General features: G+C 37.4%; 20 protein-coding genes. 6 read left to right on the forward strand and 14 right to left on the reverse strand.

Going from position 1 to position 15,831, the window contains the following annotated elements; all coding sequences use genetic code 11:
• Positions 1-279: 279 nt before the first annotated feature.
• The 3 genes from EL259_RS08455 to glnS form a co-directional block, all read right to left on the reverse strand.
• Entirely contained in the window at positions 280-726 is a 447-nt protein-coding gene (locus EL259_RS08455; protein ID WP_126600740.1) for a YcgN family cysteine cluster protein, read from the reverse strand.
• Positions 727-798: 72 nt separating this feature from the next.
• Positions 799-1,734, reverse strand: a complete 936-nt coding sequence (locus EL259_RS08460) for a nucleoside hydrolase (protein WP_126600742.1) — start codon at positions 1,732-1,734, stop codon at positions 799-801.
• Positions 1,735-1,802: 68 nt separating this feature from the next.
• A complete protein-coding gene (gene glnS / locus EL259_RS08465; RefSeq protein ID WP_126600744.1) occupies positions 1,803-3,470 on the reverse strand; it encodes a glutamine--tRNA ligase in 1,668 nt (555 codons plus the stop codon).
• A 212-nt stretch (positions 3,471-3,682) separates the two neighbouring features.
• Between glnS and tdeA the strand changes: the two genes are divergently transcribed.
• A complete protein-coding gene (gene tdeA / locus EL259_RS08470; RefSeq protein ID WP_126600746.1) occupies positions 3,683-5,089 on the forward strand; it encodes a toxin/drug exporter TdeA in 1,407 nt (468 codons plus the stop codon).
• A gap of 100 nt (positions 5,090-5,189) precedes the next feature.
• Here the strand turns inward: tdeA and adk are convergent, their stop codons facing one another.
• Both adk and EL259_RS08480 read right to left on the reverse strand, forming a co-directional pair.
• Entirely contained in the window at positions 5,190-5,834 is a 645-nt protein-coding gene (gene adk / locus EL259_RS08475; RefSeq protein ID WP_126600748.1) for an adenylate kinase, read from the reverse strand.
• An 80-nt stretch (positions 5,835-5,914) separates the two neighbouring features.
• Entirely contained in the window at positions 5,915-7,270 is a 1,356-nt protein-coding gene (locus tag EL259_RS08480; RefSeq protein ID WP_126600750.1) for an AmpG family muropeptide MFS transporter, read from the reverse strand.
• A 163-nt stretch (positions 7,271-7,433) separates the two neighbouring features.
• On the opposite strand from EL259_RS08480, the gene EL259_RS08485 reads away from it, so the two are divergent.
• Positions 7,434-8,747 carry an NCS2 family permease gene (locus EL259_RS08485; RefSeq protein ID WP_126600752.1) on the forward strand — a complete coding sequence of 438 codons (1,314 nt, stop codon included), beginning with the start codon at positions 7,434-7,436 and terminating at the stop codon, positions 8,745-8,747.
• A 125-nt stretch (positions 8,748-8,872) separates the two neighbouring features.
• Here EL259_RS08485 and EL259_RS08765 read toward each other — a convergent pair whose 3' ends face one another.
• The 8 genes from EL259_RS08765 to EL259_RS08655 form a co-directional block, all read right to left on the reverse strand.
• Complete coding sequence (locus EL259_RS08765) at positions 8,873-8,980, reverse strand: YoaH family protein (RefSeq protein WP_126600945.1); 108 nt, start codon at positions 8,978-8,980, stop codon at positions 8,873-8,875.
• A gap of 156 nt (positions 8,981-9,136) precedes the next feature.
• Positions 9,137-9,328, reverse strand: coding sequence for a YoaH family protein (locus EL259_RS08495; protein ID WP_126600753.1), 192 nt, complete (start codon positions 9,326-9,328; stop codon positions 9,137-9,139).
• A 24-nt stretch (positions 9,329-9,352) separates the two neighbouring features.
• Positions 9,353-10,072, reverse strand: a complete 720-nt coding sequence (gene truC / locus EL259_RS08500; RefSeq protein ID WP_126600755.1) for a tRNA pseudouridine(65) synthase TruC — start codon at positions 10,070-10,072, stop codon at positions 9,353-9,355.
• The gene (locus tag EL259_RS08725) at positions 10,073-10,390 is read right to left on the reverse strand and encodes a YqcC family protein (RefSeq protein WP_126600757.1); all 318 of its coding nucleotides are present in this window, start codon (positions 10,388-10,390) and stop codon (positions 10,073-10,075) included.
• Positions 10,391-10,488: 98 nt separating this feature from the next.
• Positions 10,489-10,842, reverse strand: coding sequence for a 50S ribosomal protein L20 (rplT, locus tag EL259_RS08510; protein WP_126600758.1), 354 nt, complete (start codon positions 10,840-10,842; stop codon positions 10,489-10,491).
• 57 nt (positions 10,843-10,899) lie between these two features.
• Positions 10,900-11,097, reverse strand: coding sequence for a 50S ribosomal protein L35 (gene rpmI / locus EL259_RS08515; protein ID WP_005542274.1), 198 nt, complete (start codon positions 11,095-11,097; stop codon positions 10,900-10,902).
• 83 nt (positions 11,098-11,180) lie between these two features.
• Complete coding sequence (gene infC, locus EL259_RS08520; RefSeq protein WP_456297954.1) at positions 11,181-11,738, reverse strand: translation initiation factor IF-3; 558 nt, start codon at positions 11,736-11,738, stop codon at positions 11,181-11,183.
• Positions 11,739-11,930: 192 nt separating this feature from the next.
• A complete protein-coding gene (locus EL259_RS08655; protein WP_172594245.1) occupies positions 11,931-12,074 on the reverse strand; it encodes a hypothetical protein in 144 nt (47 codons plus the stop codon).
• Positions 12,075-12,191: 117 nt separating this feature from the next.
• Between EL259_RS08655 and EL259_RS08525 the strand changes: the two genes are divergently transcribed.
• Positions 12,192-12,965, forward strand: coding sequence for an FNR family transcription factor (locus EL259_RS08525; RefSeq protein ID WP_126600762.1), 774 nt, complete (start codon positions 12,192-12,194; stop codon positions 12,963-12,965).
• A gap of 132 nt (positions 12,966-13,097) precedes the next feature.
• Positions 13,098-14,027 (forward strand): universal stress protein UspE, encoded by a 930-nt coding sequence (gene uspE / locus EL259_RS08530; protein ID WP_126600764.1) that lies wholly within the window; start codon positions 13,098-13,100, stop codon positions 14,025-14,027.
• Positions 14,028-14,139: 112 nt separating this feature from the next.
• Here uspE and map read toward each other — a convergent pair whose 3' ends face one another.
• On the reverse strand, positions 14,140-14,946 hold the full coding sequence (map, locus tag EL259_RS08535) for a type I methionyl aminopeptidase (RefSeq protein ID WP_126600766.1): 807 nt from the start codon (positions 14,944-14,946) through the stop codon (positions 14,140-14,142).
• Between the two features lie 161 nt (positions 14,947-15,107).
• Here map and erpA point away from each other — a divergent pair, with 161 nt between their 5' ends.
• On the forward strand, positions 15,108-15,449 hold the full coding sequence (erpA, locus tag EL259_RS08540) for an iron-sulfur cluster insertion protein ErpA (RefSeq protein ID WP_408608230.1): 342 nt from the start codon (positions 15,108-15,110) through the stop codon (positions 15,447-15,449).
• Positions 15,406-15,819 carry a YacL family protein gene (locus tag EL259_RS08545; protein WP_126600770.1) on the forward strand — a complete coding sequence of 138 codons (414 nt, stop codon included), beginning with the start codon at positions 15,406-15,408 and terminating at the stop codon, positions 15,817-15,819. The genes erpA and EL259_RS08545 overlap by 44 nt, the downstream gene beginning before the upstream one ends.
• Positions 15,820-15,831: the final 12 nt, after the last annotated feature.

A 15,831-nucleotide genomic window follows, 5' to 3' on the forward strand; every position in this document is an offset into this window, starting at 1 on the left:
AAAATTTTATAAACTTATAAAATCTTCATCATCAATAATTAATGTGCCATTCTAAATATAAAACTTTTATCTAGTTAATACCTATAACTGACTATTTTATCCAACATCAGAGGTATTTATCTTTATTATCTTATTAATTTTTACTAATTGAATATTTGATGTTAGAATACTCGGAAGGTGTGTCTTATATAAACTTATTTTTAATAAAAAATTCCATAAAAAAACGAGCCATATTTTTTATAAAACATGGCATCGTTAAAAAAACAAATATATTAAAAATTACTCTCCATCGATTATAAAATCGAACCAATCAATAACATCCCGTTCATGAATCCCGTTCTTAATACCAATTCCTGCTAATTTAACTGATTTAGAATTTCCTGAGATTAACGGGTGCCAATCAAATAATGGTTTGCCCTCGTAGATTAAACGGTAAGCACAAGTTTTAGGGAGCCACGTAAAATCAGGGAGATTATCTTTAGTTAATTTTGTACAATCATCTTCATATTCGAAACGCTTTGGATAGTTAGTGCATTTGCCTGTTTTTGTGTTTAAAAGATTACACGCAATACGTGTATAGTAAAGCTCATCATCTTCATCTAGGTATTTACGGTAACAGCATTTACCACAACCATCGCACAAAGCTTCCCATTCTGCCTCGTTCATTTCTAAAAGTGATTTTTTTTCCCAAAATTGAGGCGTAATTGATTCATCTGTTTTTATCATTATCTTTCCTTTTAAAACAAATCGTCGCCCAATGAGCGACGATCGTAATGTATCCTGTAATTATAGTATAACTTATGCGAATTTACTTAACTGCGTGAGTAATAATTCAAAAAAACCTTGTGCATTTACTTCTACGGCAACTTTCGTTTTTTTCAGACTCTCATCGTGCCAAGATCCCCACACATCACAAGTTGTTCGTCCCATATTATGCGTTTCGGAGGTATCGACTTCCACCACCATCGGTTGAAAACGAAAAAGTTCTGGTGCAAGCAGATAAGCAACGGTTAGCGGATCATGCAATGCGCCCCCTGCTAAACCATATCGTTTTTCATAAAACGCTTTATAGTGTTCTAAAATCCCTGCAACAAAATCACCGACTTTAGTCTGAAGCGTATAGAATTTATCAATAATAGGTTGGGTTGCCAAAACTTGATGCGTTGCGTTTAAACCAAACATTGTAACGGGTGCTGCGCTTCTGAATACTACTGCAGCAGCATGAGGATCAGCGAGAATATTAAACTCAGCCGCAGGTGTACGGTTACCGAATGTTGTACTTCCTCCCATTAACACGATTTCTTTAATCAAAGGGACAATTTGCGGAGCAAGTTTCATCGCTAACGCAATATTGGTCAAAGAGGCGGTTGGCACAAGAGTGACTTCATGCGGATAGCGTAAGATACTTTCAATAATAAATTCAACCGCATGTTGGCGTTCTACAGACAATATTGGTTTTATATCAGGATCGCCCGATAACCCACTTTTACCGTGAACAGCTGCAGCGTCAATGCGAGGTAAGACAAGCGGTTCTGATGCACCTTGGTAAAGTGGAACGACCTTATTAACAAGAGAACAGACTAAATTTGCATTACGTGTCGTTTTCTCTACATCAACATTGCCAAAAACTGTCGTGATGCCCAGTATATTTAATTTATCACTGGATAATGCTAAAAGAATATTTATCGCATCATCATTACCTGGATCACAATCAAGAATAATTTTTCGTGCCATTTTGCTTACCTCAATAAAATTTGGCTAAAAAAAATTGCCTAGCTTTTTAGGCTAGGCAATTCATCATATTAGAAGCTTTCTTTCAAACTTACGGTTAAGTTAAAGACTGGATGCTCTGCTGTACTATCTTTGCTATCTGCACAGTAGTAACCTTCACGCTCAAATTGATACGCTTTTTCTGGTTCTGCATTAGCAAGTGATTTTTCAACAAAGCCGTGTTTTACCACTAAAGATTCTGGATTTAACACATCTTCCATATTTTCTGCTGCACCTGGGTTTGGTACAGTGAATAAACGATCGTATAAACGGAATTCAGCTGGTACGTTATCTTTTGCAGATACCCAGTGAATTACACCTTTTACTTTACGACCATCTGCTGGGTTTTTACCTAGTGTTTCAGGATCGTATGTACAGTAAACGGTTGTGATTTCACCATTTTCATCTTTTTCAACACGTTCTGCTTTAATCACATAAGCATTACGTAAGCGCACTTCTTTACCTAAAACAAGACGTTTATATTGTTTGTTTGCTTCTTCACGGAAGTCTGCTTTATCAATGAAAAGTTCACGAGTAAATGGTAATTGGCGTGTGCCCATTTCTTCACGATTTGGATGATTTGGTGCAGTTAGCACTTCTTCGCCGTCAAAGTTTTCGATAACAATACGTAATGGATTAATTACCGCCATTGCACGTGGTGCATTTTCATTTAAATCATCACGGATACAACTTTCTAACGCTTTAAATTCTACAACGTTATCTTGTTTTGTTACCCCGATGCGGCGACAGAATTCACGTAATGATGCAGGCGTATAACCACGACGACGTAAACCAGAAATTGTTGGCATACGAGGGTCATTCCAACCATCTACGATTTTATCTTCTACTAATTTGAGTAACTTACGTTTAGAAGTGAGTGTGTATTCTAAATTTAAACGTGAAAATTCGTATTGGTGCGGTAATGGGCGTTCAATAGAAATATGATCTAACACCCAGTCATATAAACGACGGTTGTCTTGGAATTCTAATGTACAAATAGAATGGGTAATACGCTCAATCGCATCAGAGATACAGTGCGTAAAGTCGTACATTGGATAGATGCACCATTTGTCGCCAGTTTGGTGGTGAGTTGCAAATTTGATGCGATAAATTACAGGGTCACGCATAACCATAAACGGCGATGCCATATCAATTTTCGCACGAAGGCTCATTTTACCTTCTTCCACTTCCCCATTTTTCATTTTTTCAAAAAGGGCTAAGTTTTCTTCTACGCTACGATCACGATACGGGCTATTTTTACCTGGTTCTGTCAAAGTCCCACGGTATTCACGCATCTCATCAGGAGTAAGCTCACAAACATAAGCTAACCCTTTTTTGATTAATTCAATCGCATATCCATATAAAGCGTCAAAATAGTCTGAAGCATAATGTGGCTGACCTGCCCATTTAAACCCTAACCATTCAACGTCTTGTTTAATTGAATCAACGTATTCTACTTCTTCTTTGGTTGGGTTGGTATCGTCAAAACGTAAATTACATAATCCGTTATAATCTTTTGCAATACCAAAGTTCAAACAAATAGATTTAGCGTGTCCAATGTGTAAGTAGCCATTTGGTTCAGGCGGGAATCGAGTATGAACCTGTGTACAAGTACCGTTTGCAAGATCTTCATCAATAATATTTCGAATAAAGTTTGTTGGACGAGCCTCTGTATTTTCTAATTGTTCAGAATGGTGCATTATTGACCTCAATAAAATTTGACAAAAAAGTGTTGCTATTCTACCTGTTTTAAAAAGAGAATACAAAGCAGAGGTTGCTTTTCCTCATTTTGCCTTGTAAAATTTGCACAGCGGTGAACGAACGTTCATTACATTGCAATCTTGCATGTGATTTTTTGATATTTACGTTAAAAATCCATAAGTAATAACGATGAATAGCATAAGGAATAAATATGTTTAAGCCTACAAAACTTGCTACGGCAGTTGCACTCTCTATCTTTTTAGTGGGATGTGCCAATATTGATGATTCACATAAACAAAGTGAAAAAACTTTCGAGTCATATCAAAAAATTACCGATCAATATAAATTAGATCAAGATTGGTGGAAACTTTATCACGATCCCCAACTTGATAAATTAGTTGCAGAAGCCCTTGCTAATAACAAAGATTTAGCTAAAGCAGCAATTGCGGTAAATGTTGCCTTATATAAAGCAAATTTAGTCGGTGCAAGCCTTGTTCCAACTTTTAGCGGTACCGTTGGTGCTTCAGCACAAAAAAATATTAAAACGGGTCAAAATACTCAATTAAATCCAAATGGCGGGTTCCCACCATCAACCACGCCTGTACTTTACAACGGCAGTATCAATGTAGGCTATACCCTTGACTTATGGCGACGTATGGCAGATCAAACTTCTGCCGCTGAATGGCAACACTCTGCAAGCATAGAAGATTTAGAATCAGCAAAACTTTCTTTAGTTAACGCTGTGGTTGGCACTTATTATCAACTTGCCTATTTACAAGAAGCGATCACAATCACCGAACAAAGCATTCACGATTACCAACAAATCAACCACATTATGCTTAATAAAAAAGCACAAGGTGTGGTAGATGGAGCAAGCACTAACCAAACAGAACGTGCGGTTTTAGCGGCAGAAAATAATCTAAGCCAATTACAAGACCAACAAAAAGTTGTGCAAGCAATGATGCGCAATCTTTTAAATTTAAAACCAAGCGATCCACTTAATATTCAATTACCGAATCTATTAGACACTAAACTTGCTGGCGTAAATTTAAACGTCCCTGTTTCGGTTATCGCAAATCGTCCTGATGTTAAATCTAAACTTTATTTATTAAATAGTGCCTTTAAAGATGCGAAAGCAACCCAAAAAAGTTGGTTCCCAACCATTACGCTTGGCGCAAGTTTAGGTGGACGCAGTGATCGTATTGGTACAACTTTACATAGCCCATTTGCCTCTGGTTTAGTTTCAGTCAATCTTCCATTCCTTAGCTGGAATACGGTTCGTTGGAACGTAAAAATTTCAGAAGCCGCATACAACTTAGCGAAAGTAAATTTTGAACAAAGTATTACGACAGCGCTAAACGAAATCGATAAGAACTACTTTGCTTACCAACAAGCCCAAGAACAATTTAATAACGAAGAAGGCATTTATAATACGTCGGCTTATATGGCTCGATATTATAAGAATCGTTACACCGTTGGCGTAACAGAATTACGTGACTGGTTAAATGCGAAAAATTCAGAAAACGCAGCTAAATTAGCTTTACTCGGTGCGAAGAATAAACTTATTCAAACCGAAAATGCAATTTATAGTGCGATGGGTGGTTATTACGCTAAATAATACATAAATTTTTCTGAAAATGCGGGCGTGATTTTATGCCCGTTCATAAAAAAAGAGAGCATTTAACTGCTCTCTTTTTTATTTACGAATAAGTAAAAAATTACCCTAAAATTTCGCGTAATTCTTTGCTTACTTCATCTACTTTTTTAGTCCCATCTAAGCGGAAATATTTTGTTTTGTGTGCTTTTGCTTCAGCTTGGTAGTAATCAACTAAAGGTTGAGTTGTTTCGTGGTAAACTTTTAAACGATCTAATACAGTTTCAGGTTTATCATCTGCACGAATCACTAAATCTTCACCAGTTACATCATCTTTACCTTCCACTTTTGGTGGGTTGTAAACAACGTGGTAAGAACGACCAGATGCTGGGTGAACACGACGACCACTCATACGTTCAACAATAACTTCATCAGGGACATCAAATTCTAAAACGTAATCAATTTTAATCCCTGCTTCTTTTAATGCATTTGCTTGAGGAATAGTACGTGGGAATCCGTCAAGTAAGAAACCGTGTTTGCAATCGTCTTGGCTTACACGATCTTCAACTAATGCAATGATAAGATCATCTGGTACTAATTTACCTGCATCCATTAATTCTTTTGCTTGTTTACCAAGTTCAGTTCCAGCTTTAATCGCAGCACGTAACATATCCCCTGTCGAAATTTGTGGGATACCATATTGATTCATGATGAATTGTGCTTGAGTACCTTTACCTGCACCTGGTGCGCCTAAAAGAATAATATTCATAAAAACCTCTTGGTTATGTAAAAAAACTTGCCTAGTTTACCGAAAATACGTCTTAATCTCTACCGTTTACTGCGCATCCTTTACGCATTGGGCGTTTTTTTCTCGCTTTCTGCAATGATTTTTGCATCTTCTTCCTTTAATTCCTGACGTGTACTATTCATTCCATCTTTATTACTCCAAGGGGCAACCCAAAATAAACATAGCATTCCTGGAATGGCGAGAAAGAAACAAAACCAAAAATAATGATAATAACCAAAATATTCAATTAATGCGCCAGCTTGACTGTTAAAAGTTGCACGTGGCAATGCTGCAAAACTTGTAAATAATGCTAATTGCGTTGCGGTATAAAGTGGATTGGTTTCTCTTGCCATATAGGCAACAAAAGCAGCAGTTCCCAATCCTACGCCGATATATTCTCCCGATACTACAAGTGCTAGGCTAAATAGTGCTTTCATATCGACATGGTCGAAATGCCCAAAATGCGCTAACCATGCAAAACCAAGAATAGTGACAAGTTGCACTACACCAAATAACCACAATGCACGATTAATCCCTATTTTCAGCATGATGATGCCACCTACGATGCTAGCAACAATCATGGGCCAAAGCGCAGCATTTTTGACAACGATCCCGATTTGCGTTGGGCTAAACCCCATGTCTAAATAAAAAGGAGAAATCAATGCCGTCGCCATACTATCGCCAAGTTTATAAAGGAAAATAAAAACAAGCACACCCAGTGCTGCTTTTGCCCCTTTTCGGCGAAAGAATTCACTAAAAGGCTCAATAACATTATCGCGGAGCGTGCGATGTTTTTTGAGCGGAATATTCGGCTCATAACTTAACACTAACGTTAAAAATAGCCCTGGCAGCATAAATAAAGCCGTAATAATGAAGACGACACACCAACTATAATGATCAGCAAGGATTAAAGATAATGCCCCAGGTACCAATCCCGCCACACGGTACATATTCACATGAATTGAATTACCCAGCCCCAATTCTTTATCAGGCAAAATTTCACGGCGATAAGCATCTAAAACAATATCCTGACTCGCTGAGAAAAAAGCAACTAAAGTGGAAAGCCCCGCAAGCAGTGATAATCCCATTTCCGTCTTTGGATTGATAAATCCAAACAACATAAGTGAAACTAATAACAAGACTTGTGTTATCAGCATCCAGCCACGACGTCGTCCCAAAAATGGCGGAACATATCTATCCATTAATGGTGACCATAAAAACTTCCACGTAAAAGGCAACGTCACTAACGTAAAAAAGCCAATTGTTTTCAGATCGACACCATCTTTTCGTAACCAGACTGGCAGTAATGACACTAAAATATAGAGCGGTAAACCTGAACTAAAGCCTGTAAATACGCAAATCAGCATATTACGGCTAAAGATTTCTTTTAAATAAATTGAATAATGCTTATTTTTCATCTTGTTATTGTTGCTAAAAACTGCGATGCGCACAGTATAAATTTTTTATGAAGAAAAAGGGGAAAATTCTCAAAATATTTTTACGCAATTATTTGCTTATTTTGTCATTTAATTTTAAAATATGGACGTATCACTTTTATAAAATAGAAAGCTAGGTACACAAATGTCTTTAGATACGTTCTTTGATTTATCGAATCGCAAATCTTCCGTCCGCCAAGAGGTAACCGCAGGTCTTACGACCTTCCTCGCGATGGTTTACTCCATTATCGTTCTCCCCCATATGCTCCACACTGCAGGTTTTCCTGAAGAAAGTGCATTTATTGCATGCTGCTTAGTCGCAGGTCTTGGCTCATTGCTAATGGGTTTATGGGCAAACACGCCTATGGTTGTCGGTTCCGCCATTTCCCTGACGGCCTTTACGGCATTTAGTCTTGTTATAGGACAGCACGTTAGCGTTCCCGTTGCGCTTGGTGCTGTTTTTGTTATGGGGGTTATCTTTACTGGTATCTCTATTACAGGGGTCCGTGCATGGATTTTAAGAAACCTGCCTATCAGTATCGCCCAAGGAACAGGGATTGGTATTGGACTTTTCCTTTTGCTAATTGCCTCTAACGGCGTGGGTATCGTTGTACCTAATACCGCAGGTTTACCAATCAAATTTGGTGAATTTACTTCTTTCTCCGTATGGATGTCACTCCTTGGCTTAGTGACAATTATCGGTTTAGAAAATCGTAAAATTAAAGGCGGTATTCTTTGGGTGATTATCGGTATTACCATTATCGGCATGATCTTCGATCCAAATGTAAAATTCTCTGGTCATTTTTTCCGTATTCCACACTTTGGCGATGATTCCCTTTTCTTCAAAATGGACGTAAAAGGCGCATTACAGCCAGCCATTTTACCTGTGGTATTTGCATTAGTAATGACCGCGGTATTCGATGCAACAGGGACTATCCGTGTAGTAGCAGAAGAAGCAAAACTTGTAGATAGTCATCATCGCATCATTCGTGGTGGTCAAGCCCTAGCTTCTGACTCTATTATGAGTATCGTAGCAGGTGCATTAGGGGCAACACCTACTGCAGTTTATATCGAATCTGCTGCAGGAACGGCTGCTGGCGGACGTACTGGTCTAACTGCGGTTGTTGTTGGAATTGGCTTCCTCTGCATGCTTTTCTTACAACCGCTTGCATCACTCGTTCCAAATTACGCAACCGCGCCTGCATTAATGTACGTAGGTTTATTGATGATGGGCAATGTACGCCATATCAATTTTAATGACGGCGTTGGCGCAATGAGCGGTCTAATCTGTGCGGTATTTATCGTGTTAACAGGTAATATCGTAACAGGTATCATGCTTGGCTTTGCCTCATTAGTACTTGGTCGCATCGTAAAAGGTGATTGGCATAAACTTAATGTTGGCACCGTGATTATTGCTATTGTTTTAGTCGGTTTCTACCTCAGTGGTCTTGCCATCTAATTTCATAAGCAATATAAAACCATAAAATCACGCCCCGATTTTCTGAAAAATTTTTACGAAAATCGGGGCGTGATGTTTTATTGGTCTTATTTTGTTACGGCGTAACGATAAAATAACTAATTGATTTACTTATCGCTTTCGTCTTCTGCGTGCATTTCACCAATTGATTTTTTGCTTTGGTATGCCTTGCGAAGTTCTGCAGCAACATAAGCAATCGCCTCACCACTACCAATATTTAATCTCTACAAATCAGAAATATTATTCGTGATATTTACTCAACAAGATAAAATCACGCCCCGATTTTCACAAAATTTTTACGAAAATCGGGGCGTGATGTTTTTTATTGGGCTTATTTTGTTACGGCGTAACGATAAGATAACTAATTGATTTTACTTATCGCTTTCGTCTTCAGCGTGCATTTCTCCAATTGATTTTTTGCTTTGGTGTGCCTTGCGAAGTTCTGCAGCAACATAAGCAATCGCCTCACCACTACTGACGCCTTCACGCATTAATGCTTGAATTTTCTCTACAGCCTCTTGCTGCTGTTCGTGGGTTAAATTTACTAATGACATATCTAACATAAAAGTTCCTCGCATAAATTCATTTTAGGGCATTGTCCACTGTAATTGATCCAATACTGTTTTCCAATTTTCATCCAGTGGTGCATGTAATGTTATTTGTTCATTTGTATAAGGATGCGTAAAGGATAATGTTTCTGCATGTAACATTAATCGTTCTACACCAATATTTTCCTTAAAAGCACGATTTTGGTGTAAATCGCCATATTGAGTATCCCCTAAAATTGGGTGAAAAATGTGTTTTAAATGACGACGGATCTGGTGTTTACGTCCTGTTTTTGGCATTAGACGCAGTAAAGTATAACGCGAAGTTGCATAACGTTTCACGCCATACGGCATTTCTGCTTTTTGTAATGCACAATACCCTGTCTGAGCAGATTGAGCTTCTTTATCCCGTTGGCTAAATTTATCAGCAATTTTATCCCATTTCGGTTTTAGTGCATAATCGATTTCACCCTCGCCTTCCACATACCCTCGCACCACCGCTAAATAGGTTTTGTGTACCTGATTCTGCGTAAATTGCTGACACAATAAATTTGCAGTTTCACTGCTTAACGCAAAAAGTAACACCCCAGATGTTGGACGATCTAAACGGTGAATTGGGAATACATGTTGTCCGATTTGATCACGCAAGGTTTGCATAACAAAAACCGTTTCGTGTTTATCTAACCAACTACGATGCACGAGCATTCCAGCAGGTTTATTCACAGCGATGATATTGTCATCCTGATAAAGGATATCTAGCATTTATTTATCCTTTTGCAATAATTCTTCAATTGCCAATAATGGTGCCAATAAATCTGCTAAATTATCGTGATCTTTTAGTGCTTCTTCAATGTAAGGGCTAATCGCAATTTGTGTTGGTAGTGGTAAATTCCCATCAAGTAATACCCGCATTCTTGGAATGAAAATCCATTGTAGCCATTCGTGAGCGTCTAATTTATCAATTGCAAATGGTTCTGTACTTGCAAGTGCGTCTGCAGTTGGCGGTACAAGTGACCATAATTCATATTTTTCTAAAACATTTTGTAACTCGTTTAAATGTGCATGAATTTTTTGTTGCATTTCTCTACTCCCCTTGTCTGATTTAATTTTGTTATTTTACACATAAAAAAATAGCGTGGCATTACCCACGCTATTCTCTTTTTAATTCTTATTCAGAATTAAAGTGCTGCTTTCGCTTTTTCTACTAAAGCTGCGAATGCAACTTTGTCGAATACTGCGATATCAGCAAGGATCTTACGATCGATTTCAACAGAAGCTTTTTTCAAGCCGTTGATGAATTTGCTGTAAGATAAACCGTTTTGACGTGCTGCAGCGTTGATACGTGCAATCCATAATTGACGGAATTGACGTTTACGTTGACGACGGTCACGGTAAGCATATTGACCAGCTTTGATTACAGCTTGGAACGCAACACGATAAACACGTGAACGTGCACCATAATAACCTTTAGCAGCCTTAAGAACTTTCTTATGGCGTGCTCTTGCAATAACACCACGTTTTACACGAGCCATTATTAAATCTCCTATTTGTCTATAATTTGTCTAAAATTTTACGATTCCGTACGTTGCTTATGCGTATGGTAAGCAAGCTACTACTAATACTAAATCTGATTTTGCAACCATTGATTTATGACGTAGATGACGTTTACGTTTCGTGGTTTTCTTAGTCAAAATATGACGTAAGTGAGATTGTTTACGCTTGAAGCCGCCAGACGCTGTTTTTTTGAAGCGTTTTGCTGCACCGCGTACAGTTTTAATTTTAGGCATTGTTTAAAAACTCCGCATTGATATTGTTAATCAAAATATAATGGGCGAATAAGCACTAATGACTTATTACTTGAATTGCCGCATTATTTCTTTTTAGGGGCAAGTACCATAATTGCTTGGCGACCTTCAAGTTTACCAGGTGCTGCTTCAACGACTGCGATATCCGCTAAGTCGTTTTTAACACGCTCTAGTACTTCAAAGCCTAAGCGTTGGTGAGCCATTTCACGTCCACGGAAGCGAACTGTGATTTTAGCTTTGTCCCCATCTTCTAAAAAGCGAATCAGGCTGCGTAGTTTTACCTGATAGTCGCCTTCGTCTGTACCAGGACGGAATTTAATTTCCTTCACTTGTACAACTTTCTGTTTTTTCTTCTGTTCTTTTAATGATTTGCTTTTTTCATAAAGAAATTTGCCATAGTTCATAATACGGCAAACAGGTGGCTCAGCATTTGGGCTAATTTCAACGAGATCTAATTCTGATTGTTCTGCCTGTTCTAATGCGCTCTTGAGGCTCACAATACCTACTTGTTCACCTTCTGCATCAATTAGACGAACTTCTTTCGCACGAATCTCATCATTAATACGATTTGGGCGATTAACCGCTGGGGCTTTTCTTACGTTTTTAATAGTCTTTTCCTCTATTGTTTATAGCTAATCATTTCTGTCGCAACAGGAAGTATGAATTTTTTTATTTATACCCTAAGAAACAGAAGACAAAAAATAAATAAGTGTCTAAACACTGAAGTTTAGGCACTTCATAAAATAGTGCGTGGATTTTATAAGATTCCCATAAACTATGCAAGCGTATTTTTTCAACACGCACAGTTAGTTATGTTATTTGCTCGTATTCTTAACCACTTCCGTATGTTGTGCAGGCGGTGTGTAATGATAAGTGCGGTAAAAAAAAGCACTTAAAAGTACACATAACACAGCAATAAGCTGGATAAGACGTTTCTTGGTAAGTATTTCTGCGGGCATTTTTCGTCCTTCTTAACTGGTCTATTATAAATTATAACTTTTTAACTGGCACATTTAATGATATCATTTATTGCGTTAGATCAATTTTATCGCATTATCGCACTGAGATGAACTTAAATGAATAAATTATATGGTGAATTAAAAAATGAACGCAAAGGACAAACGTCTAACTGCACCATTCATTGTCAAAATTGTAGTATTAGTCAACTTTGCATCCCTTTTTCGCTAAATGATTTTGAACTTAATCAATTGGATAATATCATTGAGCGAAAAAAACCTGTACAAAAAAATCAAGTTCTTTTCCAAGCGGGTGAGCCTTTAACTTCTATTTACGCTATTCGCTCAGGAACAATGAAATCTTATACCATCAGCGAAACAGGCGAAGAACAAATTACTGCGTTTCATTTGCCCGGTGATTTGGTCGGTTTTGATGGTATCTTCTCAATGCATCATTCTAGTTTTACTCAGGCTTTAGAAACCGCTATGGTTTGTGAAATTCCATTTGAAATTTTGGATGAGCTAAGTGGTAAATTTCCTAAATTACGCCGTAAAATGATGAGTTTAATGAGCCAAGAAATCCAAGATAACCAGCATATGATTTTGCTCTTATCTAAGATGAGTGCCGAAACCCGTTTAGCTGCTTTCATTAAAAATCTTTCTAATCGTTATTTTGCACGTGGTTTTTCAGCACGTGAATTTAGATTAACCATGACGCGCAGTGATATTGGTAATTATCTTGGCTTAACGGTAGAAACAATTAGCCGTTTACTCGGCCGATTCCAAAAAATGGGAATTTTAAATGTACAAGGTAAATACATTACGATTCTTGATATGGAAGCCTTAAGTAGCCTTGCTAGTATCTCGCAATGTCAAAGTTTGAATATTGCTTAACACTTAATGTATGAGGGTATATTTTTAATGTGATAAAAATATACCCTTCTTTTTATTCATTTTTATTTCTTCCACTTCTCGTCGCTTTGGTATAACATTTAGCAAAAATGTACCATTCTATGGAGGCAATCTATGCTGTTCAATAAAATGCTTGTTGTATTAGAACCTAATAAAACTAAACAATATGCGCTGGATCGTGCTGTTGCATTGGCACGAGAACAAAAAAATCCTCAACCAGTTGAAATTACAGTGTTCATGTCGGTATATGATATTGCATATGAGATGTCTGAATTGCTTTCAAGCGAAGAAGATAAACGTAAGATGCGTGATAGTATTATTGCTAAACGTAGTGAAGAAATTCAGCCAATTTTAGCTCAATATCATGATCCTGATATTCAATTTAAAACATTAGTTGTTTGGAATAGTAATGAAGCAGATGCGATAACAGAAGCAGTTGATAAAGAACATTTTAAACTTGTCGTAAAATATACTGTTGCTAAAGATGAAGGTCTTAGCGCACTTCTCTTTACGCCACAAGACTGGCAACTTCTGCGTAAATGCCCAGCGCCAATTATGATGGTAAGAAATACAAATTGGCAACATAAACGTCGTATCCTGATTGCGGTTAACGTAGGAGATGATGATGCAACCCATGTGACTTTTAATGATGAATTAGTCCAATTAGGCATGACGATTGCAAATAATTTAGAACGTGGCAATGTTCATCTTGTAAGTGCTTATCCACCATCTGCAATTAATGTTACGATTGATATGCCTGAGTTCCAAAACAAAGCTACTGAAAAGAGTGAACGTCAGTCACATGAAGAGAATATGAAAGTACTTTGTGAAAAATTCGGTATTGCTAGTGATCATGCGCATGTTATTGAAGGTTTCCCAGAAGAAGTGATTCCAGAGGTAGCAAAACAGATCGAGGCAGAAATGGTAGTTTTAGGCACCGTAGGACGTCGTGGACTTGCGGCTGCTTTCCTTGGTAATACGGCGGAACATGTGATTAGTCGGTTACACTGTAACTTATTAACAATTAAACCAAGCATTGACTAATCGATTAATCCGTAAAAAAACCTCGCAAAATAGCGAGGTTTTTTGTTATATGAATTAAAACAGGTAGATTACCCTACCTTTTGCATAAATTTTTCCGAATTTTGTGGCGTGATTATTGATTTACCATGTGGCGCTGAATACGTCCACTTTCAATTTCTTCGTCACGAATCGTCATCACTTCACAGCCATCTTTCGTTACTACGAGTTGATGCTCAAACTGTGCTGAATGACTACGATCTTTAGTTTTCACTGTCCAACCATCATTCATTAAGCGGGTTTCTTTTTTACCTGCATTAATCATCGGTTCAATGGTGAATACCATACCTTCTTTTAACACAACGCCATCGTCATCGCCATAATAATGTAAAACTTGCGGTGCGCAGTGGAATTCTGTCCCGATCCCGTGTCCACAATATTCACGAACAACAGAAAAACCTTGAGCTTCGGTATATTGTTGAATTGCTTTACCCACTTCACGTAAACGAATGCCTGGTTTAACCGTACGAAGTCCAACATAAAGTGCTTCTTGTGCTGCATCAACCAGTTTTTGGCTACGGATATTGGTTTCACCACCAACAATATACATTTTTGAATTGTCGCCATAATAGCCATCTTTAATCACGGTAACGTCAATGTTTACGATATCGCCATTTTTTAAGATTTTGCTTTCGCTTGGAATACCATGACATACAACTTCATTAATTGAAATACATACTGATTTTGGGAAACCATGATAATTTAATGGTGCAGGAATGGTTTTTTGTTCTTCTACCATATAACGGTGGCAAATATCATTTAATTCACCTGTACTTACGCCTGCTTTTACATAAGGTTCAATCATGATAAGTACATCAGCAGCTAAACGGCAAGCTTCGCGTAATTTTTCAATTTCTTCTTCATTTCTCAAAGGAATACGCATAAAAATCTCCTCTTTGGTAAATCTTATTAAAATGTTAAGGTATTATAGCATTATTATGATTTTTTAGAAAAAATCTTTGCCTTTCCTTGAATGCCTAGACGTCTTGTAAGATAATAACCTATCTATATCAATAATAATAAATTTATATTTAGGAATAAATTATGTCAGATTTAGCTATCCCTCTTATCTTTACTGATGCAGCTGCAACCAAAGTAAAAACACTCATCAGTGAAGAAGAAAATCCAAATTTAAAACTCCGTGTTTACATCACGGGTGGTGGTTGTAGTGGTTTCCAATATGGCTTCACTTTTGATGAAAAAGTTAATGAAGGTGATCTTACTATCGAAAAAGATGGTGTTCATTTAGTCGTTGATCCGATGAGTTTACAATACCTTATTGGTGCAACTGTTGATTATACAGAAGGCTTACAAGGCTCACGTTTTGTGGTGACCAATCCAAATGCATCAAGCACTTGTGGTTGTGGTTCTTCTTTCAGTATTTAATATGGATTTTCAATTTAATAATCTTTACGGCAAGGTTTTTACTCAATGTTCCATGGGATACGAAGCCTTTGCCCATTGGTTTAATATCGAGGTGCCGTTGCAACCAGATATTCTTCCACAAGTCCAAGTGGCCTTAACTCAACTTACATCATCCACACATTCCAGAAATATGCGTTTTATTGGGCGTGAATATAGTTTATTTTTAAATAACGATGAAGCTATCGTAAAAGCAAATTTTTTACAACATGCAGATGATGAAATGCTTGATGAAGATCTCCATCTTTATCAGGATGAGAGTATGGCTTGCTGTGGTTTGGAAGACTTTCAACACTTATTTCAAAACTACCTTGATTTCATTCACGATAAATAAAGAATAAATATT

The sequence above is a fragment of the Actinobacillus delphinicola genome, assembly GCF_900638385.1.
In the GTDB taxonomy this organism is placed as follows: Bacteria; Pseudomonadota; Gammaproteobacteria; order Enterobacterales; family Pasteurellaceae; genus Actinobacillus_C; species Actinobacillus_C delphinicola.

Excerpts from the sequence above, each read along its gene's own strand:
- EL259_RS08525 (WP_126600762.1), top strand. The coding sequence starts at position 12,192 with ATGAATAAATTATATGGTGAATTAAAAAATGAACGCAAAGGACAAACG.
- rplT (WP_126600758.1), bottom strand. The coding sequence starts at position 10,842 with ATGGCTCGTGTAAAACGTGGTGTTATTGCAAGAGCACGCCATAAGAAA.
- truC (WP_126600755.1), bottom strand. The coding sequence starts at position 10,072 with ATGCTAGATATCCTTTATCAGGATGACAATATCATCGCTGTGAATAAA.
- EL259_RS08480 (WP_126600750.1), bottom strand. The coding sequence starts at position 7,270 with ATGAAAAATAAGCATTATTCAATTTATTTAAAAGAAATCTTTAGCCGT.
- EL259_RS08545 (WP_126600770.1), top strand. The coding sequence starts at position 15,406 with ATGCATCAAGCACTTGTGGTTGTGGTTCTTCTTTCAGTATTTAATATG.
- rpmI (WP_005542274.1), bottom strand. The coding sequence starts at position 11,097 with ATGCCTAAAATTAAAACTGTACGCGGTGCAGCAAAACGCTTCAAAAAA.
- EL259_RS08460 (WP_126600742.1), bottom strand. The coding sequence starts at position 1,734 with ATGGCACGAAAAATTATTCTTGATTGTGATCCAGGTAATGATGATGCG.
- EL259_RS08455 (WP_126600740.1), bottom strand. The coding sequence starts at position 726 with ATGATAAAAACAGATGAATCAATTACGCCTCAATTTTGGGAAAAAAAA.
- EL259_RS08495 (WP_126600753.1), bottom strand. The coding sequence starts at position 9,328 with ATGTTAGATATGTCATTAGTAAATTTAACCCACGAACAGCAGCAAGAG.
- adk (WP_126600748.1), bottom strand. The coding sequence starts at position 5,834 with ATGAATATTATTCTTTTAGGCGCACCAGGTGCAGGTAAAGGTACTCAA.
- EL259_RS08725 (WP_126600757.1), bottom strand. The coding sequence starts at position 10,390 with ATGCAACAAAAAATTCATGCACATTTAAACGAGTTACAAAATGTTTTA.
- glnS (WP_126600744.1), bottom strand. The coding sequence starts at position 3,470 with ATGCACCATTCTGAACAATTAGAAAATACAGAGGCTCGTCCAACAAAC.
- map (WP_126600766.1), bottom strand. The coding sequence starts at position 14,946 with ATGCGTATTCCTTTGAGAAATGAAGAAGAAATTGAAAAATTACGCGAA.
- erpA (WP_408608230.1), top strand. The coding sequence starts at position 15,108 with ATGTCAGATTTAGCTATCCCTCTTATCTTTACTGATGCAGCTGCAACC.
- EL259_RS08655 (WP_172594245.1), bottom strand. The coding sequence starts at position 12,074 with ATGCCCGCAGAAATACTTACCAAGAAACGTCTTATCCAGCTTATTGCT.
- tdeA (WP_126600746.1), top strand. The coding sequence starts at position 3,683 with ATGTTTAAGCCTACAAAACTTGCTACGGCAGTTGCACTCTCTATCTTT.
- uspE (WP_126600764.1), top strand. The coding sequence starts at position 13,098 with ATGCTGTTCAATAAAATGCTTGTTGTATTAGAACCTAATAAAACTAAA.
- EL259_RS08485 (WP_126600752.1), top strand. The coding sequence starts at position 7,434 with ATGTCTTTAGATACGTTCTTTGATTTATCGAATCGCAAATCTTCCGTC.